Raw genomic sequence first — 15,904 nt, 5'->3', positions numbered from 1 at the left:
GGCTTGACGCAGATGGTCGATCTTGGTAATTCCCGTGGGTGGCCGGGAACGCACAGGGGACGCGTGCTGGGTTCACTTGCCGAGCTGGGCCTTCAGGTCCTTCTTCAGCTGGTTCTTGACCGTCTGCTTGTTGACCTTGTTCAGGTTTCCGCCCTTGCCGTTGCCGTCGCCGCCGACTGCGGTGGCGTCGCCGGTGTTGATGGCGTCGGCGCTGGAGTCGCCGCCCGTGGCGTTGCCGGTGGTGATCGTGCACTTGCCCTTGCAGTTGCCTACGCCGCTGTCGGCGTTTCCGCCCTGGGAGTTGCCGCCGACGGTGGTGTTGTCGGCGGTGGCGTCGCCGCCGGTGCCGATGCCGTCGGCGCTGTCGTCCTGGAGGAGGGACACCGCGTGCTGCGGGGCGACGGACGGGGCGGCCATGGCGGTGGCGGGGAGGGCGATGCCACCGCCCAGCAGGGCGACGGAGGCGCTGGCGAGGACGATGCGGCGGGTCGAGAGGATCTTGAACATGGTCGTTCTCCATTCGGAAAGGAAAGGGATTGGAGAATCTTCCGGTGAAATGATCCGGGGTGATTCTCTGTCCTCTGGATTCTCCGGGTGTTTCCCGGTGAGGGCGTACTTCAAATAAACCCGATGGCGGGATTCGCGTCACGCCACTCACTTTCGGGGCTTGACGCACATGGTCGATCTTGGTAATTTCCGGTCGCCCCACCCGTGATACCCGGGGCGGCCCGGCGAGTCATCGAGGGTGTGACAACACGCCGTGTGTAGACGAATCCGTACGGTGGCGGGATCGGCGCGATAGCGTCGGCCCCGACCAAACCCCAGGGGATCCCCGCGTCCGTATGTCAGCGGACGTATCTGACCGGCGGCCTCGGCGCGCGCACGCTTGGCCACAGTCGAATTGCTCCGCACGAGAATCCCGGAGAATTTCCGATGAACGAGCGTTCCTGGACCCGTCGCATCGTGCTGGCCACGGCTTCCGTGGCACTGGCCGGCGGCATCGCCCTGCCCGCGACCGCGATGGCCGCGCCGGCAGTCCCGAACTATGGCCACAGCGGCATCAGCGCCCTCCTGGGCAGTACTTCTCCCGGAGCCTGTGAAGGGTTCTGCACGGGGAGCAACAACATCGCCACGGGCGAGGGCGCCTCCGGCAGCTGTACGGGCCTGTGCCGCGACAGCACCAACACCGCCGTGGGCGACCATGCCTCCGGCCTGTGCACGGGCCTATGTGGCGACAGCGCCACCACCGCGGTCGGGGCGGGTGCGTTCAACGAGTGCACGGGCCTCTGCGGCACCAGCACCAACACCGCCGTGGGTGACGGCGCCTCCAACCGTTGCAACGGCCTCTGCTTCGACAGCGTCAACACAGCCGTGACCGCCGACGTGCTGAGCCGTAGCAGCCACGCGGCCGCGAGCTCGACCGGGAAGACCGTGCGGGGCGGGGACGGGGGCGGGGGCGATCAGGGCGACCGCAGGGGCGGTGACGCCAGCGCCGTCAGCGGCTCCGCCACCGCCACGAACACCACCACCGGCGGCACGGCCACCTCGGGCTCTGCCGCCTCCGGTGTGGGCACCTGTATCGGCCGGTGCACGATCACCACCGGGAACGCGACGAGCGGAAACGCGAGTGCCGACGCGCTCAACACCGGTGACGCGACCGCAGTGAGCGGTAACGCGACCGCCACGGGCGGCAACGCCTGATAGCGGGGGCGAACGCCCGACGCTACGGAAACACGACGCGGACGCCGGAGAGGCTGGGCCTCTCCGGCGTCCGTGGCACGCGACGGCGCCCCCGGGATTCCCGGGGGCGCCGTTCTGCTGGGTGGGGACGGGTGTGTGCTGGGTTCACTTGCCGAGCTGGGCCTTCAGGTCCTTCTTGAGCTGGTTCTTGACCGTCTGCTTGTTGACCTTCTTCAGGTTTCCGCCCTTGCCGTTGCCGTCGCCGCCGACTGCGGTGGCGTCGCCGGTGTTGATGGCGTCGGCGCTGGAGTCGCCGCCCGTGGCGTCTCCGGTGGTGATCGTGCACTTGCCCTTGCAACTACCGACGCCGCTGGTGGCGTCGCCGCCGCGGGAGTCGCCGCCGACGGTGGTGTTGTCGGCGGTGGCGTCGCCGCCGGTGCCGATGCCGTCGGCGCTGTCGTCCTGGAGGAGGGACACCGCGTGGTGGGGGGCGGTGGTGGGGGCGGCCATGGCGGTGGCGGGGAGGGCTATGCCACCACCGAGGAGGGCGACGGAGGCGCTGGCGAGGACGATGCGGCGGGTCGAGAGGATCTTGAACATGGTCGTTCTCCATTCGGAAAAGAAAGGGATGAGAAAGGGGGAGGGGCGGTGTGCTGGGTTTACTTGCCGAGCTTCGCCTTCAGGTCTTCCTTGAGCTGGTTCTTGACCGTCTGCTTGTTGACCTTGTTCAGGTTTCCGCCCTTGCCGTTGCCGTCGCCGCCGACTGCGGTGGCGTCGCCGGTGTTGATGGCGTCGGCGCTGGAGTCGCCGCCCGTGGCGTTGCCGGTGGTGATCGTGCACTTGCCCTTGCAGTTGCCTACGCCGCTGTCGGCGTTTCCGCCCTGGGAGTTGCCGCCGACGGTGGTGTTGTCGGCGGTGGCGTCGCCGCCGGTGCCGATGCCGTCGGCGCTGTCGTCCTGGAGGAGGGATACCGCGTGGTGGGGGGCGGTGGTGGGGGCGGCCATGGCGGTGGCGGGGAGGGCGATGCCACCACCGAGGAGGGCGACGGAGGCGCTGGCGAGGACGATGCGGCGGGTCGAGAGGATCTTGAACATGGTCGTTCTCCATTCGGAAAGGAAAGGGGATTCGAGGATCTTCCGGTGAAATGATCCGGGGTGATTCTCTGTCCTCTGGATTCTCCGGGTGTTTCCCGGTGAGGGCGTACTTCAAATAAACCCGATGGCGGCATTCGCGTCACGCCACTCACATTCGGGGCTTGACCTGTGGAGCCCCTTCGCGTAAAAGCGCGGCCCGGGTGTCCTCGTACACGCACCGGAGCCCCGGGTCCGTCGTGCGGACCCGGGGCTCCGGTGTAGGTGTCCCCCTCGGGTGGCGTGGATCGCGGTCGGATCCTCACGTCCTCGCATGCTGGGAAACGACCGCGTCTCCCTCGGTCCCTCCGTCGGGGACCCCTTCGGGCGGCCCGCAGGGGGCGGTCACGCACTGCCACTCCGGCTTGCCGGGAGCCTGGAAGACCGGGCCCTCGGGAGAGCCGTGCTTGCCGGGGCCCTTGCCGTGCTTTCGGTTGCCCCACTTGCCCGGGCCGTCCTTGGCGGGCCGGTCCTTGCCGATCACGGTGTCGTCGGGGCCGGTGCGGAGCAAGAGGGTGGACTCGTTGCCGGTGTCGTCCGCCCTGACCGCGTGCGAACTGGCGGGGGTGGCGGCGAGTGCGGTCGCGGGCGCGAGCACGCCGCCCGCGACGATGGCTGCCGATGCGGCGAACAGGACGAGGCGCGGCTTCCTGGAAACCTGGTTCATGACGGCTCTCCTCTGGTGAGCGAGGCGGATGGGGGTTCGCCCCAGTACGCCCCGCCACCCGCGCGGTGTCACGACCCGAAATCTCGCGGCTTGACGGAATTCGGCTCCCCGGTTACGCCGCTCCTCATGCCGGGGCCGGGGTGGGAGCCAGGGCTAGAGCTCGCCGAAGAGCAGGTTGCCCGGGGCGTCCTCCTCGGTGCCGGTGTAGTACTCCCGCACCGCGCCGAGGAGCTCGTCCACGGACAGGAACCCGTCGTGGTCCGCGTCGATCCGGGCGAAGAGCGCCTCCGCGTCCGCGTGGCTCAGCTTCGTGTCGAAAGCCGTCTGGGCCTTCTGGAACTCCTCGGGGCTGATCCGGCCGTCGTCGTCCTTGTCGACGACCAGGAGCATCGCGTGCGCCATCGGCCGGAACGACTTGTCGTACGCCGCGCTGTCGTCCTTGAAGAGGCGCGTCATGCCCTGCCTGTACTCCTGCGGCGTGACCTTCCCGTCCCGGTCCATGTCGAGCTCGGTGAAGAGCTCCTGCCAGAAGTCGACCAGCCCGCCCATCACCTGGGTCGCTTTGGGAGAGGTCGCAGGCTCGCCGAGGGCCGCCAGCAGGCGGGAACCGAGCCCGATGATGTCGTGCTCGTCGATCACCTGGTCCTCGTTGACGTCGAGGTGGGCGAAGGCGCGGTCCAGCTTGCGGTCGAGCAGGTCGTTCGTCATATCGGTTGCCTTTCACGGCTACGGTGCGAGGCCTCTCGCTCACCTAGCGTAATCTCCGGCGTGATCGCGAAATCCCGTTATCCCGTTAGGAAGTTGTGGATGCACTCTTACGAGGTATGGGTCAACGGCGTCGAGGAGCCGGGCACCCGATGGATCTACTGGCCACGGGTGGGTCAACTCCTCCGAGAGCCCTTCGAGGTGCTCGGGCTCAAGGCCCGGCTGGAGCGTGGCGAGGACCTGCCGTACGACGACCGGCTGCTGGCCGGCCGCGTCGCCATGTCCACCCCCGAGCAGGGTCTGCGCGCCCTGGCCGCCGCCCGCGCCGCCCAGCCGGGATGGGCGGGGGTCCCGCTCGCCGACCGGCTGGAGCTGCTGAACGGTGTCCACCGGGCCGTCGTCGAGCGCCGCGAGGAGCTGACCGGGCTGCTCGTCGCCGAAGGCCACCCCGTACGGCTGGCCGGCTGGGAGCTGGACTCAGTGGCCGCCTCCTTCCATCCGGACTCCGTCGCCGACTTCGCCGGCCGGCTGCGGGAGCCCGAGCGCACCGCGGCCGGCCGGCGGACCCGCATGGTGCGCAAGCCGGACGGGGTGGTGTGCCTGAGCCCGCCGCGCAACGCCCCCACCTCCAATTCCTTCTACGGGGCGCTGGCGCTCGCCGCGGGCAACAGCCTGGTCGTCAACGCGCCGCCCACCGCCCCGCTGGGTGTCGGCTTCGTCTACCGGGAGATCGTGGCCCCGCTCCTGGAGGGGCTCGGCGCGCCGCGCGGCACCCTGAACGTGGTCTGCACGCACGCCCGCGCCGTGGTCCGCCAGTGGCTGGACAGCCCCGACTGCGACGACCTGGTCTTCTTCGGCGGCTCCGAGCAGGGCCTCAAGCTGGAGCGGGAGTGCGTGGCCGCGGGGAAGAAGCCCGTACTCGAGCTGTCGGGCAACGACGGGGTGCTGGTGTGGCACGACGCCGAGGCCGGTCTCGCCGCGCGAGCCCTGTGCGAGCGGTACTACGGCTCCGGGCAGATCTGCATGACCCCGAAGTTCGCCATCGTCCACCCCGAGGTGGCCGACCGGCTGCTGAAGGAGCTGATGGAGCAGGTGCGGGAGATCCGGCCCGGTCCGCCGGAGGATCCGCGCACGGTGCTGAGCCCGGTGGTCAAGCGGGCGGAGTTCACCGAGGTGCTCGGTGAGGTACTGGCGGCCGGCGGGCAGCTGCTGTGCGGCGGGGAGTTCGTGGACGTGGACGACGAGCCCTCGGCGGCGGGGCCGTTCATCCGCCCGGCGGTCGTCCGGGTGGACGGGCTGGCCGAGGCCGCCCGGCTGCGCGCCTTCCGCGAGGAGACCTTCTTCCCGCTGCTGTGCGTGGTCGTGCCCGAGGCGCCGGTCCGGCTGGAGGAGGCCATCGGTTTCCTGAACGCCAACCGCTACGGCCTGCGCAACTCCCTGTGGGCCCAGGACGAGCGGGTCGTCGAGCGGTTCTGCGAGGAGGTGGTCAACGGCGGCATGCTGAAGGTCAACGACTCGCACATCGGCTGCCTGCCGGGGATTCCGTACAACGGCGGCACGGGAGCGACGGGCGGGATCTTCGGCGAGGCCAACCTGCCCGCCGTGCGCACCACTCACCTCCAGTCGATCGCCGTGGCCACCCTGGTCCGGCCGCGGGAGTCCGTCTTCGATCACGGCTCCACGGGCTGAGTTCTTGTTCCACGCAACCAATCGAGGGGGCGGGGCGTCGTACGAACGTACGCACGTTGTACGTACGGCCGATGGGGGACAGGGTGTTGAAGGCGCGGAACCGGCAGGGGCGATGGGCCGCCCGCACGGTGGTGGTCACGGTGACGCTCTGGCTGGGCGCCGCCGGACTGCTGACGGCGCAGCCGGCGCAGGCGGCGACCGGCGGGTGCGCGGGGAACCTGGTGCGGACGCTGCCCTTCTCCACGGGGGAGGTGCGCGTGTACAAGACCCGCGACCGGGCCTGTGCGGTGACGGTCGCCCGGGAGCCCGGTCCGCGGCGGCCGATGTCGGTGAGCATCCAGCCGCGCGGCGGCTACCCGGTGCCCGATGCGGGGCGATTCACCCGGTACGCCGGACCCGTCAGCGTCCACGCGATCAACCGCTGCGTGTATGTAAAGGGGAGCGTGGGGGCCGGATCCGTCGATTCCGGCTGGATCCTTTGCTGAGGGAGCGGCCCAACTAGGTCTGTTCAGCTGCGTGTTCTCCCGGCTAGGTTCACGGCGACCGATGTGAACTCATGGGGAGTGTGAATGCGCAAGAAGCTCGGATGGCTGCTGTCGCTCGCGGTGCTGATCGGCACCGCGGGTGCGGCCGGCACCACGGCGCAAGCGGCCACCGCCGCGGAACCGTCCGCCGTCACGGATGCCACCGCCACGGATGCCAGGGCCGCCACGGAAGACATCAAGGACCGGATCCTCGCGATCCCGGGGATGAGCGTGATCGAGGAGAAGCCGTACCCCGGCTACCGCTTCTTCGTACTGACCTACGAGCAGCCGGTCGACCACCGCGCGCCGTGGAAGGGCACCTTCAAGCAGCGCCTGACCCTGCTGCACAAGGACGTCACGCGGCCCACGGTGTTCTTCACCTCCGGCTACAACGTCAACACCAACCCGCGCCGCAGCGAGCCGACGACCATAGTCGACGGCAACCAGGTGTCGCTGGAGTACCGTTTCTTCACCCCGTCCCGGCCCGACCCGGCCAACTGGGCGAACCTCGACATCTGGCAGGCCGCCAGTGACCAGCACCGCGTCTTCACCGCCCTGAAGAAGGTCTACAAGAAGAACTGGCTCGCCACGGGCGGCAGCAAGGGCGGCATGACCGCCACCTACTTCGAGCGCTTCTACCCGCGCGACATGGACGGCGTCGTCGCGTACGTCGCCCCCAACGACGTGGTGAACAAGGAGGACTCGGCCTACGACCGGTTCTTCGCCAAGGTCGGCACCAAGGAGTGCCGCGACAAGCTGAACGGGGTGCAGCGCGAGGCGCTCGTACGCCGGGACGCGCTGGAGGCCAAGTACGCGGTCGCCGCCGCCGAGAACGGCTGGACCTTCACCACCGTCGGCAACCTCGACAAGGCCTACGAGGCCGTCGTGCTCGACTACGTGTGGGCCTTCTGGCAGTACAGCCTGCTCGCCGACTGCGCCTCCATCCCAGCCGCCGCCACTGCGACCGACCAGGAGATCTGGGACACGATCGACGCGATCTCCGGCTTCTCGGCCTACGCCGACCAGGGCCTGGAGACGTACACGCCGTACTACTACCAGGCGGGCACCCAGCTCGGTTCCCCCGACATCAAGCAGCCCCACCTGGACGGCCTGAGCCGCTACGGCTACCAGGGCCCGCGCAACTTCGTGCCCCGCGACATCCCGATGACCTTCCAGCCCGCGGCGATGCGGGACGTGGACACCTGGGTGAAGAACAACGCGAACCAGATGCTCTTCGTCTACGGGCAGAACGACCCGTGGGGTGCCGAACCGTTCCACCTCGGCTACGGGGCCCGCGACAGCTACGTGATGACCGCTCCGGGCGCCAACCACGGGGCCAACGTCTCCAAGCTGATGGAGGCCGAGAAGGCGCTGGCCACCGAGAAGATCCTCAAGTGGGCCGGAGTGGCCCCGGCCACCGCGCCCACCGGCGCCGCGAAGGCCACGCCGCTGGCGACGCCGGACGCGCAGCTCGACCAGCGCGACATCGAGCGCGAGCCGATGCTGCGCCCGTAGTGCCGTAGGAGGACCCGAGGGGCCGCGGGAGGGTTACGGGGACTACCCGTACGCCAGCCCGTGGCCCAGCGGGTACCGGCCCGGCACCGGGACCGGCAGGCGCCCCGTGGGGCGTACGGTCCCGGTGACCACCCGGGCCGCCGCCCGCAGCTCCACGTCCGTCCAGGTGTAGGTGGCCAGTTCGGCCGCGCAGACCGGCAGCCGGGCCGGGTCGTAGGGGTTGCGGATCGCCACCAGGACCACCGGCACCCCCGTGGCCAGCAGCCCGGTCACCAGCTCGCGCTGCGGGCTCTCCCCTTCGGGGACGTTGTACGTGCACACGAGCACGGCCGCGTTGCCCGGGGCGGCCGCCACCGCACGCGCGGGCGGCAGGGCCGTCGCCCGGCAACCCAGCGCCGACAGCTCCCGGGCCAGTACCGCGGTAGGGGGCCCCGTCGTACCCGTGGGGGAGACCGGGTCGGTCCCGGTGACCAGGAGCAGCGGCCGGTCCGCCGGATCCAGCGGCAGCAGCCCCACCGGATTGGCCAGCAGGGTCGTCGTACGGTCCGCGATCTCCCCGGCGGCCGCCAGGTGCGCCGGGATGCCGACGGCCGCATCCACCGCGTCCGCGGCCCGCGCCGGATCCTCGGCCCGCGCCGGTGCGTCGAACAGGCCCCGGCGGGCCTTCAGTTCCAGGATCCGCAGCACCGACTCCTCGATCCGGGCCCGCGTCAGCTCGCCCGACTCCACGGCCGCCAGCACGCTGCGGACGGCCAGCCCCAGGTCCGGCGGGTTCAGCAGCTGGTCGCAGCCCGCCTTCAGGGCCAGCACCGGGACCCGGTCGTCCCCGTACTTCTGGCGGACCCCGGCCATGTCGAGGGCGTCGGTCACCACCACCCCGCCAAAGCCCAGGCGTTCGCGCAGGATCCCGGTGACGATCGGCCGCGAGAGCGTCGCCGGATCCCCCGAGGGGTCGAGCGCGGGGAAGACGATGTGCGCCGTCATCACCACGTCCACGCCCGCCTCCACGGCCGCCCGGAACGGCGGCTCGTCCAGCTCCTCCCAGCGTGCGCGCGTGTGGGTCATCAGCGGCAGCCCGACGTGGCTGTCGGTGCCGGTGTCCCCGTGCCCCGGGAAGTGCTTCGCCGTGGCGGCCACCCCGGCGCCCTGGTAGCCGCGGACCTGGGCGGCGACCAGGGCCGCCACGGCCTGCGGGTCGGCGCCGAAGGACCGTACGCCGATGACCGGGTTGGCGGGGTCGGTGTTCACGTCGGCCACCGGGGCGTAGTTGTGCCGGATGCCCATGGCCGCCAGCTCGGCGCCCGCGATGCGCGCGGCCCGGCGGGCCTCGGCGGTGGAACCGCCGGTCCCCAGGGCCAGGGCCCCCAGCGCCATGGCCCCCGGGAGCAGGGTCGCGGGCCGGCCCACGCGGGCCACGGCGCCGTGCTCCTGGTCGATGGAGAGCAGCAGCGGGATGCCCGCGACTCCGTTCACGGGGGCCGTGGCCGCCCGCTGGAGCCCGGCCGACAGCTCGGCGATCTGGCGCGGGGAGCGGGTGTTGTGCGCCCAGCCGAAGTAGACGATCCCGCCGAGGTGGTAGCGGGCGACCAGCTCGGCGGGGGTGCGGACCCCGAACAGCTGCTGGTTGAGTGCGGCGTCCCCGGGGTCGGGCTCGGTCGCGGAATGCCCGTACGCCCGCGACACGAAGAGCTGCCCGACCAGTTCGGCCAGGCTCATCCGCGCCATCGTCTCGCGCGGCCGGACCCGGGGGGCCGGGGTGTGGCCCGGTGCGCGGTCGCCCGGCCGGGCGTCGTCGGGGGCCGGGCCGCCGGGGTCCCGGGAGGGGCCCACCGAGGCGGACGCGGCCCCCGCGGCGGTGACGGCGGCCACGGCGGCCACGGTGAGCAGGGTCCGGCGGGAGGCGTGGTTCGGCACGCGCCGGACGCTACTGCGGGGCGGGGCCTTCGGAGCGGGGGACACTCGCGGGGTCCCCCGTACGGGGGGAGACCCGGGGCCAGTGCTCGCGCAGGGTCCGTACGGCCTCGGTGATCGCCGGCCGGCGGGCCGCCCCGGTCCGCCACAGGGCGTACAACCGGCGTACGGGGCCCGGCTCGAGCGGTACGGCCACCGCGCCGGGTGGCAGCGTCCCGGTGCCCAGCCGCGGTACGACGGCCACCCCGAGCCCGGCCGCGACCAGCGCGACGAGGGTGTGGTTCTCCTCGGCGACGTGCGTGATGTCCGGCTCGAACCCGGCCGTGCGCAGGGTTCGTACCAGCCAGTCGTGGCAGACCCGGCCGGGCGGCTGGCAGACCCAGCGCTGCCCGCTGGTCCGATCGGTGGATGACGGTGCGGGAGGTGAAGGGGTGCCCGGCGGGCACGAGGAGGTCGCAGCGGTCGTCCCCGATCACCGCCTGCTCCACGCCCTCGGGGGCGGGCAGCGGGGCGATGTCCCAGTCGTGGGTCACGGCCAGGTCGGTGACCCCGCGCGTGACCAGGTCCATCGAGAGGTGCGGATTGATCTCGGTGAGCCGTACCTCCAGGGCCGGGTGACGGTGGGCCAGGTCCGCGAGGACCCCGGGGAGCAGGCCGCGGGCGGCCGAGGCGAAGGCGGCGACCCGCAGCCGGCCGATGGGCTGGCCGCGGGACTCCTCCAGCGCGGTCTCGGCCTGCTCCGAGATGTCCATCAGCTGCTGGGCCGTCGTGGCCAGCAGCTTGGCCTCCTCGGTGAGGGCGACCCCGCGGCCGTGGCGTTCGAGCAGGGTGGTGCGGGTTTCCCGTTCCAGCTTGGCGATCTGCTGGGAGACGGCGGAGGGGGTGTACCCGAGGGCGGCCGCGGCCGCGCCGACCGAGCCGTGGACGGAGACGGCGTGCAGGGCGCGCAGCCGGGAGAGGTCGAGCATGCCGGTCAGCTTAGGGGCGTGCCGTTCGGATCGGGCCGGGCCCGCGTCGGCTGGCACGGCGGATCGCTGGATGAAGCATTGCTACATCCGACCCTGAAGACATCTGTGCTGGTGCTAAACGGTTGATGAGCCGATGCTCGGATCATGCGCCCCGTCCACACAGCCCTCGCGGTCCTCGTAGCCGCGGTCTGGGGCTTCAACTTCGTCGTCATCGAGTTCGGGCTCGGATCGTTCCCTCCGCTGCTGTTGTCCGCCCTGCGCTTCCTCGTCGCGGCCCTGCCGGCGGTGTTCTTCGTCGGGCGGCCCAAGGTGGCCTGGAAGTGGGTGATCGCGGTCGGCGTGGTCCTCGGCATCGCCAAGTTCGGGCTGCTGTTCTCCGGGATGGACAACGGGATGCCGGCCGGGCTGTCCTCGCTGGTCCTCCAGGCGCAGGCCGTGTTCACCGCCGTGTTCGCGGCCGTCGTGCTGGGGGAGCGGCCGGGCCGGCTGCGGATCGCGGGCATGGCCGTGGCCTTCGCGGGGATCGCCGTGGCCGCCGTGGACGAAGGCGCCTCCGGGCCGGTGCTGGGCTTCACCATGGTGATCGCGGCCGCCGCGTGCTGGGGCGTGTCCAACGTGCTGACCCGCAAGGCCTCCCCGCCCGACGCCCTGAACTTCATGGTGTGGGTGAGCGTGGTGCCGGTGCTGCCGCTGGCGGGGCTCTCGCTCCTGCTGGAGGGCCCGGAGCGGGACGTGGCGGCGCTGCGCGGGCTCGACTGGAGCGGGGCCGGGGTCATCCTGTACCTCGCCTGGGTCACCACGGTGTTCGGCTTCGGGGCGTGGGGGTTCCTGCTGCGCACCTATCCCGCTTCCTCGGTGGCCCCCTTCTCGCTGCTGGTGCCGGTCTTCGGCATGAGCTCCGCGGCCCTGGTACTGGGGGAGGGCGTGAGCGGGCTGCGCTGGGTGGCGGCCGTGCTCCTGGTCGGCGGGGTGGCGGTGACCTCGCTGGTGCCCTCGAAGCCCCGGCCCGCGGCGGCGCGGGAGGCCGACGCCACGGAGGTGCCCGTACCCGGCCCCGGCTCGGCTCCGCTTCCGGCCACAGCACTAGCGGGAAGCCCTGAATGAGCAGTTGGACGATGGCTCCACGAACGTGAGGACACAGAACATGACCACGGGAACGAACAGCGGCAGCGGTCAGTGGCGGGTCGACTTCGACGCGGAGGTCGTCTTCAGCAACGGAGGCGCCCTGCAGATGCAGGGGTTCCGCCTGGACATCCCCGGAGACGACATCGCCGACGGGGAACTGGGCGAACTGATCGTCCGCCACCTCGGACTGCTGATGGTCGGCAGTACGAAGATCACCCGCCGGGAGCTGATCCAGGAGCCCCACAAGGGCTCGCGGAACACCGGCTCTGGGAACCCCGGATCCCGGAACCCAGGCTCCCGGAACCCCGGCTCCGCCGGCTCGGGCCGCACCGCGACGGACCTGACCGGCCCCGCGACCCGGGCCGCCTGGCCGACGGGCGCGGCCGGCGGCGCACCGGGCCTGGCCGGCCTGGTGGACCTTCCCGTGGTCCTGGTCCGGCTCCTCGGAGCCGGACAGCCGGTCGCCGACCGGCTCGCGCTGGCGCCCTTCGACCTCGCGGGGCACGCCGTCGTCGTGCAGACCGGCCGCGCGGCCGGCCCGTACCTCACCGAGGACGCCGTGGCGCTGCTCGCCGGGCAGGGTGCGCTCCTCGTGGCCACGGACAGCCCCGAGGGCGCCGGGCCGGTGGCGGCGGCGCTCGCCGCCGCCGGCCTGCCCGCCCTCACGGGCCTGACCGGTCTGGAAGCCCTCCCGGCGACCGGGGTCCGGCTGCACGCCGTGCCCTTCCCCGGCCGGGACGACTCATTGATCAGGGTCTACGGAGTGATTCGTCCGAACGGGTGAGGGGCGCTACTTCTTGCCGCCGCCGAGGATCTGGCCGAGCAGGTCGCCGAGGCTGCCGCCGGCCGCCGGGGCCGCGCCCGTGGGGGCGGCGCCCGCCGCACCCGGTACCGCTCCCGGCGACGGGATCGGGGACTCGCCGCCGGCCGCCGTCGGGGCTCCGCCGCCGCCCTTCCGGGAGGCCGCGCGCTTGGCGAAGACCGCCAGCAGGACCGGGATCAGCAGCTCGATGACCCGGGCGACGGTGGGCGCGGGGATGCCGGTCTTCTTCGAGACGGCGTTGGCCACGGGCTTGCTCACCTTGGCGAGCACGCCGGCCATCATTCCGCCGCTGAGCATGCCGCCGAGGCCGCCGCCGAGGGTGGCCACGCCTTCCAGTGGGGCCTGGGTGACCTCGGCGAAGGCCTGGCGGACCTCGTTGCCGTCGTCGTCATCGGCGTCGGCCTTCTGCTGGAGGTCGCCGGTCATCGCCCCGACCGTGGTCGCGACGGTGTCACGGGCGCCGTTCGTGTCGGTGCCGAGGAGGCCGGCGATCTCGGTCAGCCGGTCGTCGCCGAGTTCGTTCAGCACGTCGTCCTGGAGGGAAGGTTCGCTCATGCCCGAAACGCTACTTCCGTGCCGATTCGGCGGCACCTCGGATGGCGTCCGGAACCCCCTTGAGTAATGGAAAGGTAAAGTTCCGGATCTGCGTGCAACCACGGGCAGGGGCCGCGGGTCGTATGGTGCGTCGGGACTTCCGGGGGGGATCCGGGGGGATCGGGAAGTCCGATGAGGGAGGGGTAACCGTGAGGGGGTCCGGCCGAAAGGCGGGACCCCCTTTTGGTTGTCCCCTTGGGGTCGGCCGCTCCCGGTCGGCCGCCTGTTTTTCCACAGGCCCTGCGGGCCTGTCGCACCCGGGCTGTAGCTTCGGGCCATGACGACGAACGCGGCCGTGGCGCCGGCGGTGGTCGAGGGGGTGCTGGAGCGCATCACCTACGCCAACGAGGAGAGCGGATACACGATCGCCCGGGTGGACACCGGCCGTGGCGCCGGCGACCTGCTCACGGTCGTCGGATCCCTCCTCGGGGCGCAGCCGGGTGAATCGCTGCGCATGGAAGGCCGTTGGGGCTCGCACCCCCAGTACGGCCGCCAGTTCACCGTGGAGAACTACACGACGCTGCTGCCCGCGACCATCCAGGGCATCCGGCGCTACCTCGGCTCCGGCCTGATCAAGGGCATCGGCCCGAAGATCGCCGACCGGATCGTGGAGCACTTCGGCCTCGACACCCTCGACGTCATCGAGGAGCAGCCGAAGCGGCTGATCGAAGTGCCCGGCCTCGGCCCCAAGCGCACCAAGCTGATCGGCGCGGCCTGGGAGGAGCAGAAGGCCATCAAGGAGGTCATGGTCTTCCTCCAGGGGGTCGGCGTCTCCACCTCCATCGCGGTGCGCATCTACAAGAAGTACGCCGACGCCTCCATTTCGGTGGTCCGGAACCAGCCCTACCGGCTCGCCGCCGACGTCTGGGGCATCGGCTTCCTGACCGCCGACCGCATCGCGCAGGCCGTGGGGATCCCGCACGACAGTCCGGAGCGGGTCAAGGCCGGGCTGCAGTACGCCCTGTCCCAGTCCACCGACCAGGGGCACTGCTTCCTGCCGGAGGACCGGCTCATCGCCGACGGGGTCAAGCTGCTCCAGGTGGACACCGGGCTGGTCATCGACTGCCTGGCCGAGCTCGCCGCCGATCCGGAAGGGGTCGTACGGGAATCCGTGCCGGACCCGCAGGGCGGCCCGGACCCCCTCACCGCCGTGTACCTGGTGCCGTTCCACCGCGCCGAGCTGTCCTTGGCCGGTCAGGTGCGCCGCCTCCTGAACGCGGACGAGGACCGGCTGCCCGCCTTCCGGGACGTGGACTGGGACAAGGCCCTGAGCTGGCTCGCCGGCCGGACCGGAGCCACGCTGGCCCCCGCGCAGCGGGACGCGGTCCGCCTCGCGCTCACCCGCCGGGTCGCGGTCCTCACCGGCGGGCCCGGCTGCGGGAAGTCCTTCACCGTCCGCTCGATCGTGGAGCTGGCCCGCGCCAAGAAGGCCAAGGTCGTCCTCGCCGCCCCCACCGGCCGGGCGGCGAAGCGGCTGGCCGAGCTCACCGGGGCCGAGGCCTCCACCGTGCACCGGCTCCTGGAGCTCAAACCGGGCGGGGACGCGGCGTACGACCGGGAGCGGCCGCTCGACGCGGACCTGGTCGTCGTGGACGAGGCCTCGATGCTCGACCTGCTGCTGGCGAACAAGCTGGTCAAAGCGGTGGCACCGGGTGCACACCTGCTGCTGGTCGGGGACGTGGACCAGTTGCCCTCGGTCGGGGCGGGCGAGGTGCTGCGCGATCTGCTCGCCGAGGGCGGGCCGGTCCCCGCCGTCCGGCTGACGACCATCTTCCGGCAGGCCCAGCAGTCGGGCGTGGTCACCAACGCCCACCGGATCAACACCGGCCTGCCGCCGATCACCGACGGTCTGCCCGACTTCTTCCTCTTCGCCGAAGAGGACACGGAGGAGGCCGGAAAGCTCGCCGTCGACGTCGCCGCACGGCGCATTCCGGCCAGATTCGGCCTCGACCCGCGGCGGGACATCCAGGTCCTCGCCCCCATGCACCGCGGCCCGGCCGGCGCCGGAAACCTCAACGCGCTGCTCCAGCAGGCCATCACCCCGGCCCGGCCGGGCCTGCCGGAGAAGCGGTTCGGCGGCCGTGTCTTCCGGGTCGGCGACAAGGTCACCCAGATTCGAAACAACTACGACAAGGGGGCCAACGGGGTCTTCAACGGCACCGTCGGCGTGGTCACCGGCCTTGACCTGGAGGAACAGCGGCTGACGGTGCGCACGGACGAAGACGAGGAAGTGGCCTACGAGTTCGCGGAGCTCGACGAGCTGGCCCACGCGTATGCCGTCACCATCCACCGCTCCCAGGGGAGTGAATATCCGGCGGTGGTGATCCCGGTCACGACCGGCGCTTGGATGATGCTCCAGCGGAACCTGCTCTACACGGCGGTCACCCGGGCGAAGAAACTGGTCGTCCTGGTCGGGTCCCGCAAAGCCTTGGGGCAGGCGGTGCGTACGGTTTCCGCAGGCAGGAGGTACACGGCTGTCGCACCCAGGCTGTCCGGCCGTATACCGGTGGGAAACATCACCTAGATGATCGATCATTTGGGGTTCCTACAAGGTTGCGGAGCGGGCAGGATGT

Annotated in this window: 14 protein-coding genes and 1 pseudogene; 7 read left to right on the top strand and 8 right to left on the bottom strand. The window is 71.5% G+C overall.

The genetic code is table 11. From position 1 onward, the window contains the following. Window positions 1-72: 72 nt before the first annotated feature. A complete protein-coding gene (locus AC3IYI_RS14370) occupies window positions 73-507 on the bottom strand; it encodes a hypothetical protein (protein WP_489410553.1) in 435 nt (144 codons plus the stop codon). A 426-nt stretch (window positions 508-933) separates the two neighbouring features. Between AC3IYI_RS14370 and AC3IYI_RS14365 the strand changes: the two genes are divergently transcribed. After that, entirely contained in the window at window positions 934-1,701 is a 768-nt protein-coding gene (locus AC3IYI_RS14365) for a hypothetical protein (protein ID WP_489410552.1), read from the top strand. 144 nt (window positions 1,702-1,845) lie between these two features. Here the strand turns inward: AC3IYI_RS14365 and AC3IYI_RS14360 are convergent, their stop codons facing one another. The 4 genes from AC3IYI_RS14360 to AC3IYI_RS14345 form a co-directional block, all read right to left on the bottom strand. Continuing rightward, window positions 1,846-2,280 carry a hypothetical protein gene (locus AC3IYI_RS14360; RefSeq protein WP_489410551.1) on the bottom strand — a complete coding sequence of 145 codons (435 nt, stop codon included), beginning with the start codon at window positions 2,278-2,280 and terminating at the stop codon, window positions 1,846-1,848. A 59-nt stretch (window positions 2,281-2,339) separates the two neighbouring features. Next, a complete protein-coding gene (locus tag AC3IYI_RS14355; RefSeq protein WP_489410550.1) occupies window positions 2,340-2,774 on the bottom strand; it encodes a hypothetical protein in 435 nt (144 codons plus the stop codon). Between the two features lie 298 nt (window positions 2,775-3,072). Continuing rightward, a complete protein-coding gene (locus AC3IYI_RS14350; protein ID WP_489410549.1) occupies window positions 3,073-3,477 on the bottom strand; it encodes a hypothetical protein in 405 nt (134 codons plus the stop codon). A 153-nt stretch (window positions 3,478-3,630) separates the two neighbouring features. Continuing rightward, entirely contained in the window at window positions 3,631-4,185 is a 555-nt protein-coding gene (locus tag AC3IYI_RS14345) for an EF-hand domain-containing protein (RefSeq protein ID WP_489410548.1), read from the bottom strand. Window positions 4,186-4,284: 99 nt separating this feature from the next. Between AC3IYI_RS14345 and AC3IYI_RS14340 the strand changes: the two genes are divergently transcribed. The 3 genes from AC3IYI_RS14340 to AC3IYI_RS14330 all read left to right on the top strand — a co-directional run bounded on the left by AC3IYI_RS14340 (window position 4,285) and on the right by AC3IYI_RS14330 (window position 7,910). Then, a complete protein-coding gene (locus AC3IYI_RS14340; RefSeq protein ID WP_489410547.1) occupies window positions 4,285-5,871 on the top strand; it encodes an aldehyde dehydrogenase family protein in 1,587 nt (528 codons plus the stop codon). Between the two features lie 71 nt (window positions 5,872-5,942). Then, complete coding sequence (locus AC3IYI_RS14335) at window positions 5,943-6,356, top strand: hypothetical protein (protein ID WP_489410546.1); 414 nt, start codon at window positions 5,943-5,945, stop codon at window positions 6,354-6,356. Window positions 6,357-6,440: 84 nt separating this feature from the next. Then, entirely contained in the window at window positions 6,441-7,910 is a 1,470-nt protein-coding gene (locus AC3IYI_RS14330; protein WP_489410545.1) for a S28 family serine protease, read from the top strand. 42 nt (window positions 7,911-7,952) lie between these two features. Here AC3IYI_RS14330 and AC3IYI_RS14325 read toward each other — a convergent pair whose 3' ends face one another. Together AC3IYI_RS14325 and AC3IYI_RS14320 are read right to left on the bottom strand one after the other, a co-directional pair. Beyond that, window positions 7,953-9,824, bottom strand: coding sequence for a glycoside hydrolase family 3 protein (locus tag AC3IYI_RS14325; RefSeq protein ID WP_489410544.1), 1,872 nt, complete (start codon window positions 9,822-9,824; stop codon window positions 7,953-7,955). Between the two features lie 10 nt (window positions 9,825-9,834). Next, window positions 9,835-10,789: pseudogene (locus tag AC3IYI_RS14320) on the bottom strand (LysR family transcriptional regulator). Window positions 10,790-10,933: 144 nt separating this feature from the next. On the opposite strand from AC3IYI_RS14320, the gene AC3IYI_RS14315 reads away from it, so the two are divergent. Further along, entirely contained in the window at window positions 10,934-11,893 is a 960-nt protein-coding gene (locus tag AC3IYI_RS14315; protein WP_489410543.1) for an EamA family transporter, read from the top strand. Between the two features lie 40 nt (window positions 11,894-11,933). Next, the gene (locus AC3IYI_RS14310; protein WP_489410542.1) at window positions 11,934-12,698 is read left to right on the top strand and encodes a hypothetical protein; all 765 of its coding nucleotides are present in this window, start codon (window positions 11,934-11,936) and stop codon (window positions 12,696-12,698) included. A gap of 6 nt (window positions 12,699-12,704) precedes the next feature. Here the strand turns inward: AC3IYI_RS14310 and AC3IYI_RS14305 are convergent, their stop codons facing one another. Beyond that, a complete protein-coding gene (locus AC3IYI_RS14305) occupies window positions 12,705-13,292 on the bottom strand; it encodes a DUF937 domain-containing protein (RefSeq protein WP_489410541.1) in 588 nt (195 codons plus the stop codon). Window positions 13,293-13,608: 316 nt separating this feature from the next. On the opposite strand from AC3IYI_RS14305, the gene recD2 reads away from it, so the two are divergent. Further along, window positions 13,609-15,855, top strand: a complete 2,247-nt coding sequence (gene recD2 / locus AC3IYI_RS14300) for an SF1B family DNA helicase RecD2 (RefSeq protein ID WP_489410540.1) — start codon at window positions 13,609-13,611, stop codon at window positions 15,853-15,855. Window positions 15,856-15,904 lie beyond the last annotated feature (49 nt).

This window comes from Streptomyces sp. GL_148 (genome assembly GCF_057834205.1).
This window is presented reverse-complemented; position numbering and strand designations above follow the sequence as displayed.

Coding starts and splice junctions, on each gene's coding strand:
- AC3IYI_RS14370 (WP_489410553.1), bottom strand. CDS start 507: ATGTTCAAGATCCTCTCGACCCGCCGCATCGTCCTCGCCAGCGCCTCC.
- AC3IYI_RS14365 (WP_489410552.1), top strand. CDS start 934: ATGAACGAGCGTTCCTGGACCCGTCGCATCGTGCTGGCCACGGCTTCC.
- AC3IYI_RS14360 (WP_489410551.1), bottom strand. CDS start 2,280: ATGTTCAAGATCCTCTCGACCCGCCGCATCGTCCTCGCCAGCGCCTCC.
- AC3IYI_RS14355 (WP_489410550.1), bottom strand. CDS start 2,774: ATGTTCAAGATCCTCTCGACCCGCCGCATCGTCCTCGCCAGCGCCTCC.
- AC3IYI_RS14350 (WP_489410549.1), bottom strand. CDS start 3,477: ATGAACCAGGTTTCCAGGAAGCCGCGCCTCGTCCTGTTCGCCGCATCG.
- AC3IYI_RS14345 (WP_489410548.1), bottom strand. CDS start 4,185: ATGACGAACGACCTGCTCGACCGCAAGCTGGACCGCGCCTTCGCCCAC.
- AC3IYI_RS14340 (WP_489410547.1), top strand. CDS start 4,285: ATGCACTCTTACGAGGTATGGGTCAACGGCGTCGAGGAGCCGGGCACC.
- AC3IYI_RS14335 (WP_489410546.1), top strand. CDS start 5,943: ATGGGGGACAGGGTGTTGAAGGCGCGGAACCGGCAGGGGCGATGGGCC.
- AC3IYI_RS14330 (WP_489410545.1), top strand. CDS start 6,441: ATGCGCAAGAAGCTCGGATGGCTGCTGTCGCTCGCGGTGCTGATCGGC.
- AC3IYI_RS14315 (WP_489410543.1), top strand. CDS start 10,934: ATGCGCCCCGTCCACACAGCCCTCGCGGTCCTCGTAGCCGCGGTCTGG.
- AC3IYI_RS14310 (WP_489410542.1), top strand. CDS start 11,934: ATGACCACGGGAACGAACAGCGGCAGCGGTCAGTGGCGGGTCGACTTC.
- AC3IYI_RS14305 (WP_489410541.1), bottom strand. CDS start 13,292: ATGAGCGAACCTTCCCTCCAGGACGACGTGCTGAACGAACTCGGCGAC.
- recD2 (WP_489410540.1), top strand. CDS start 13,609: ATGACGACGAACGCGGCCGTGGCGCCGGCGGTGGTCGAGGGGGTGCTG.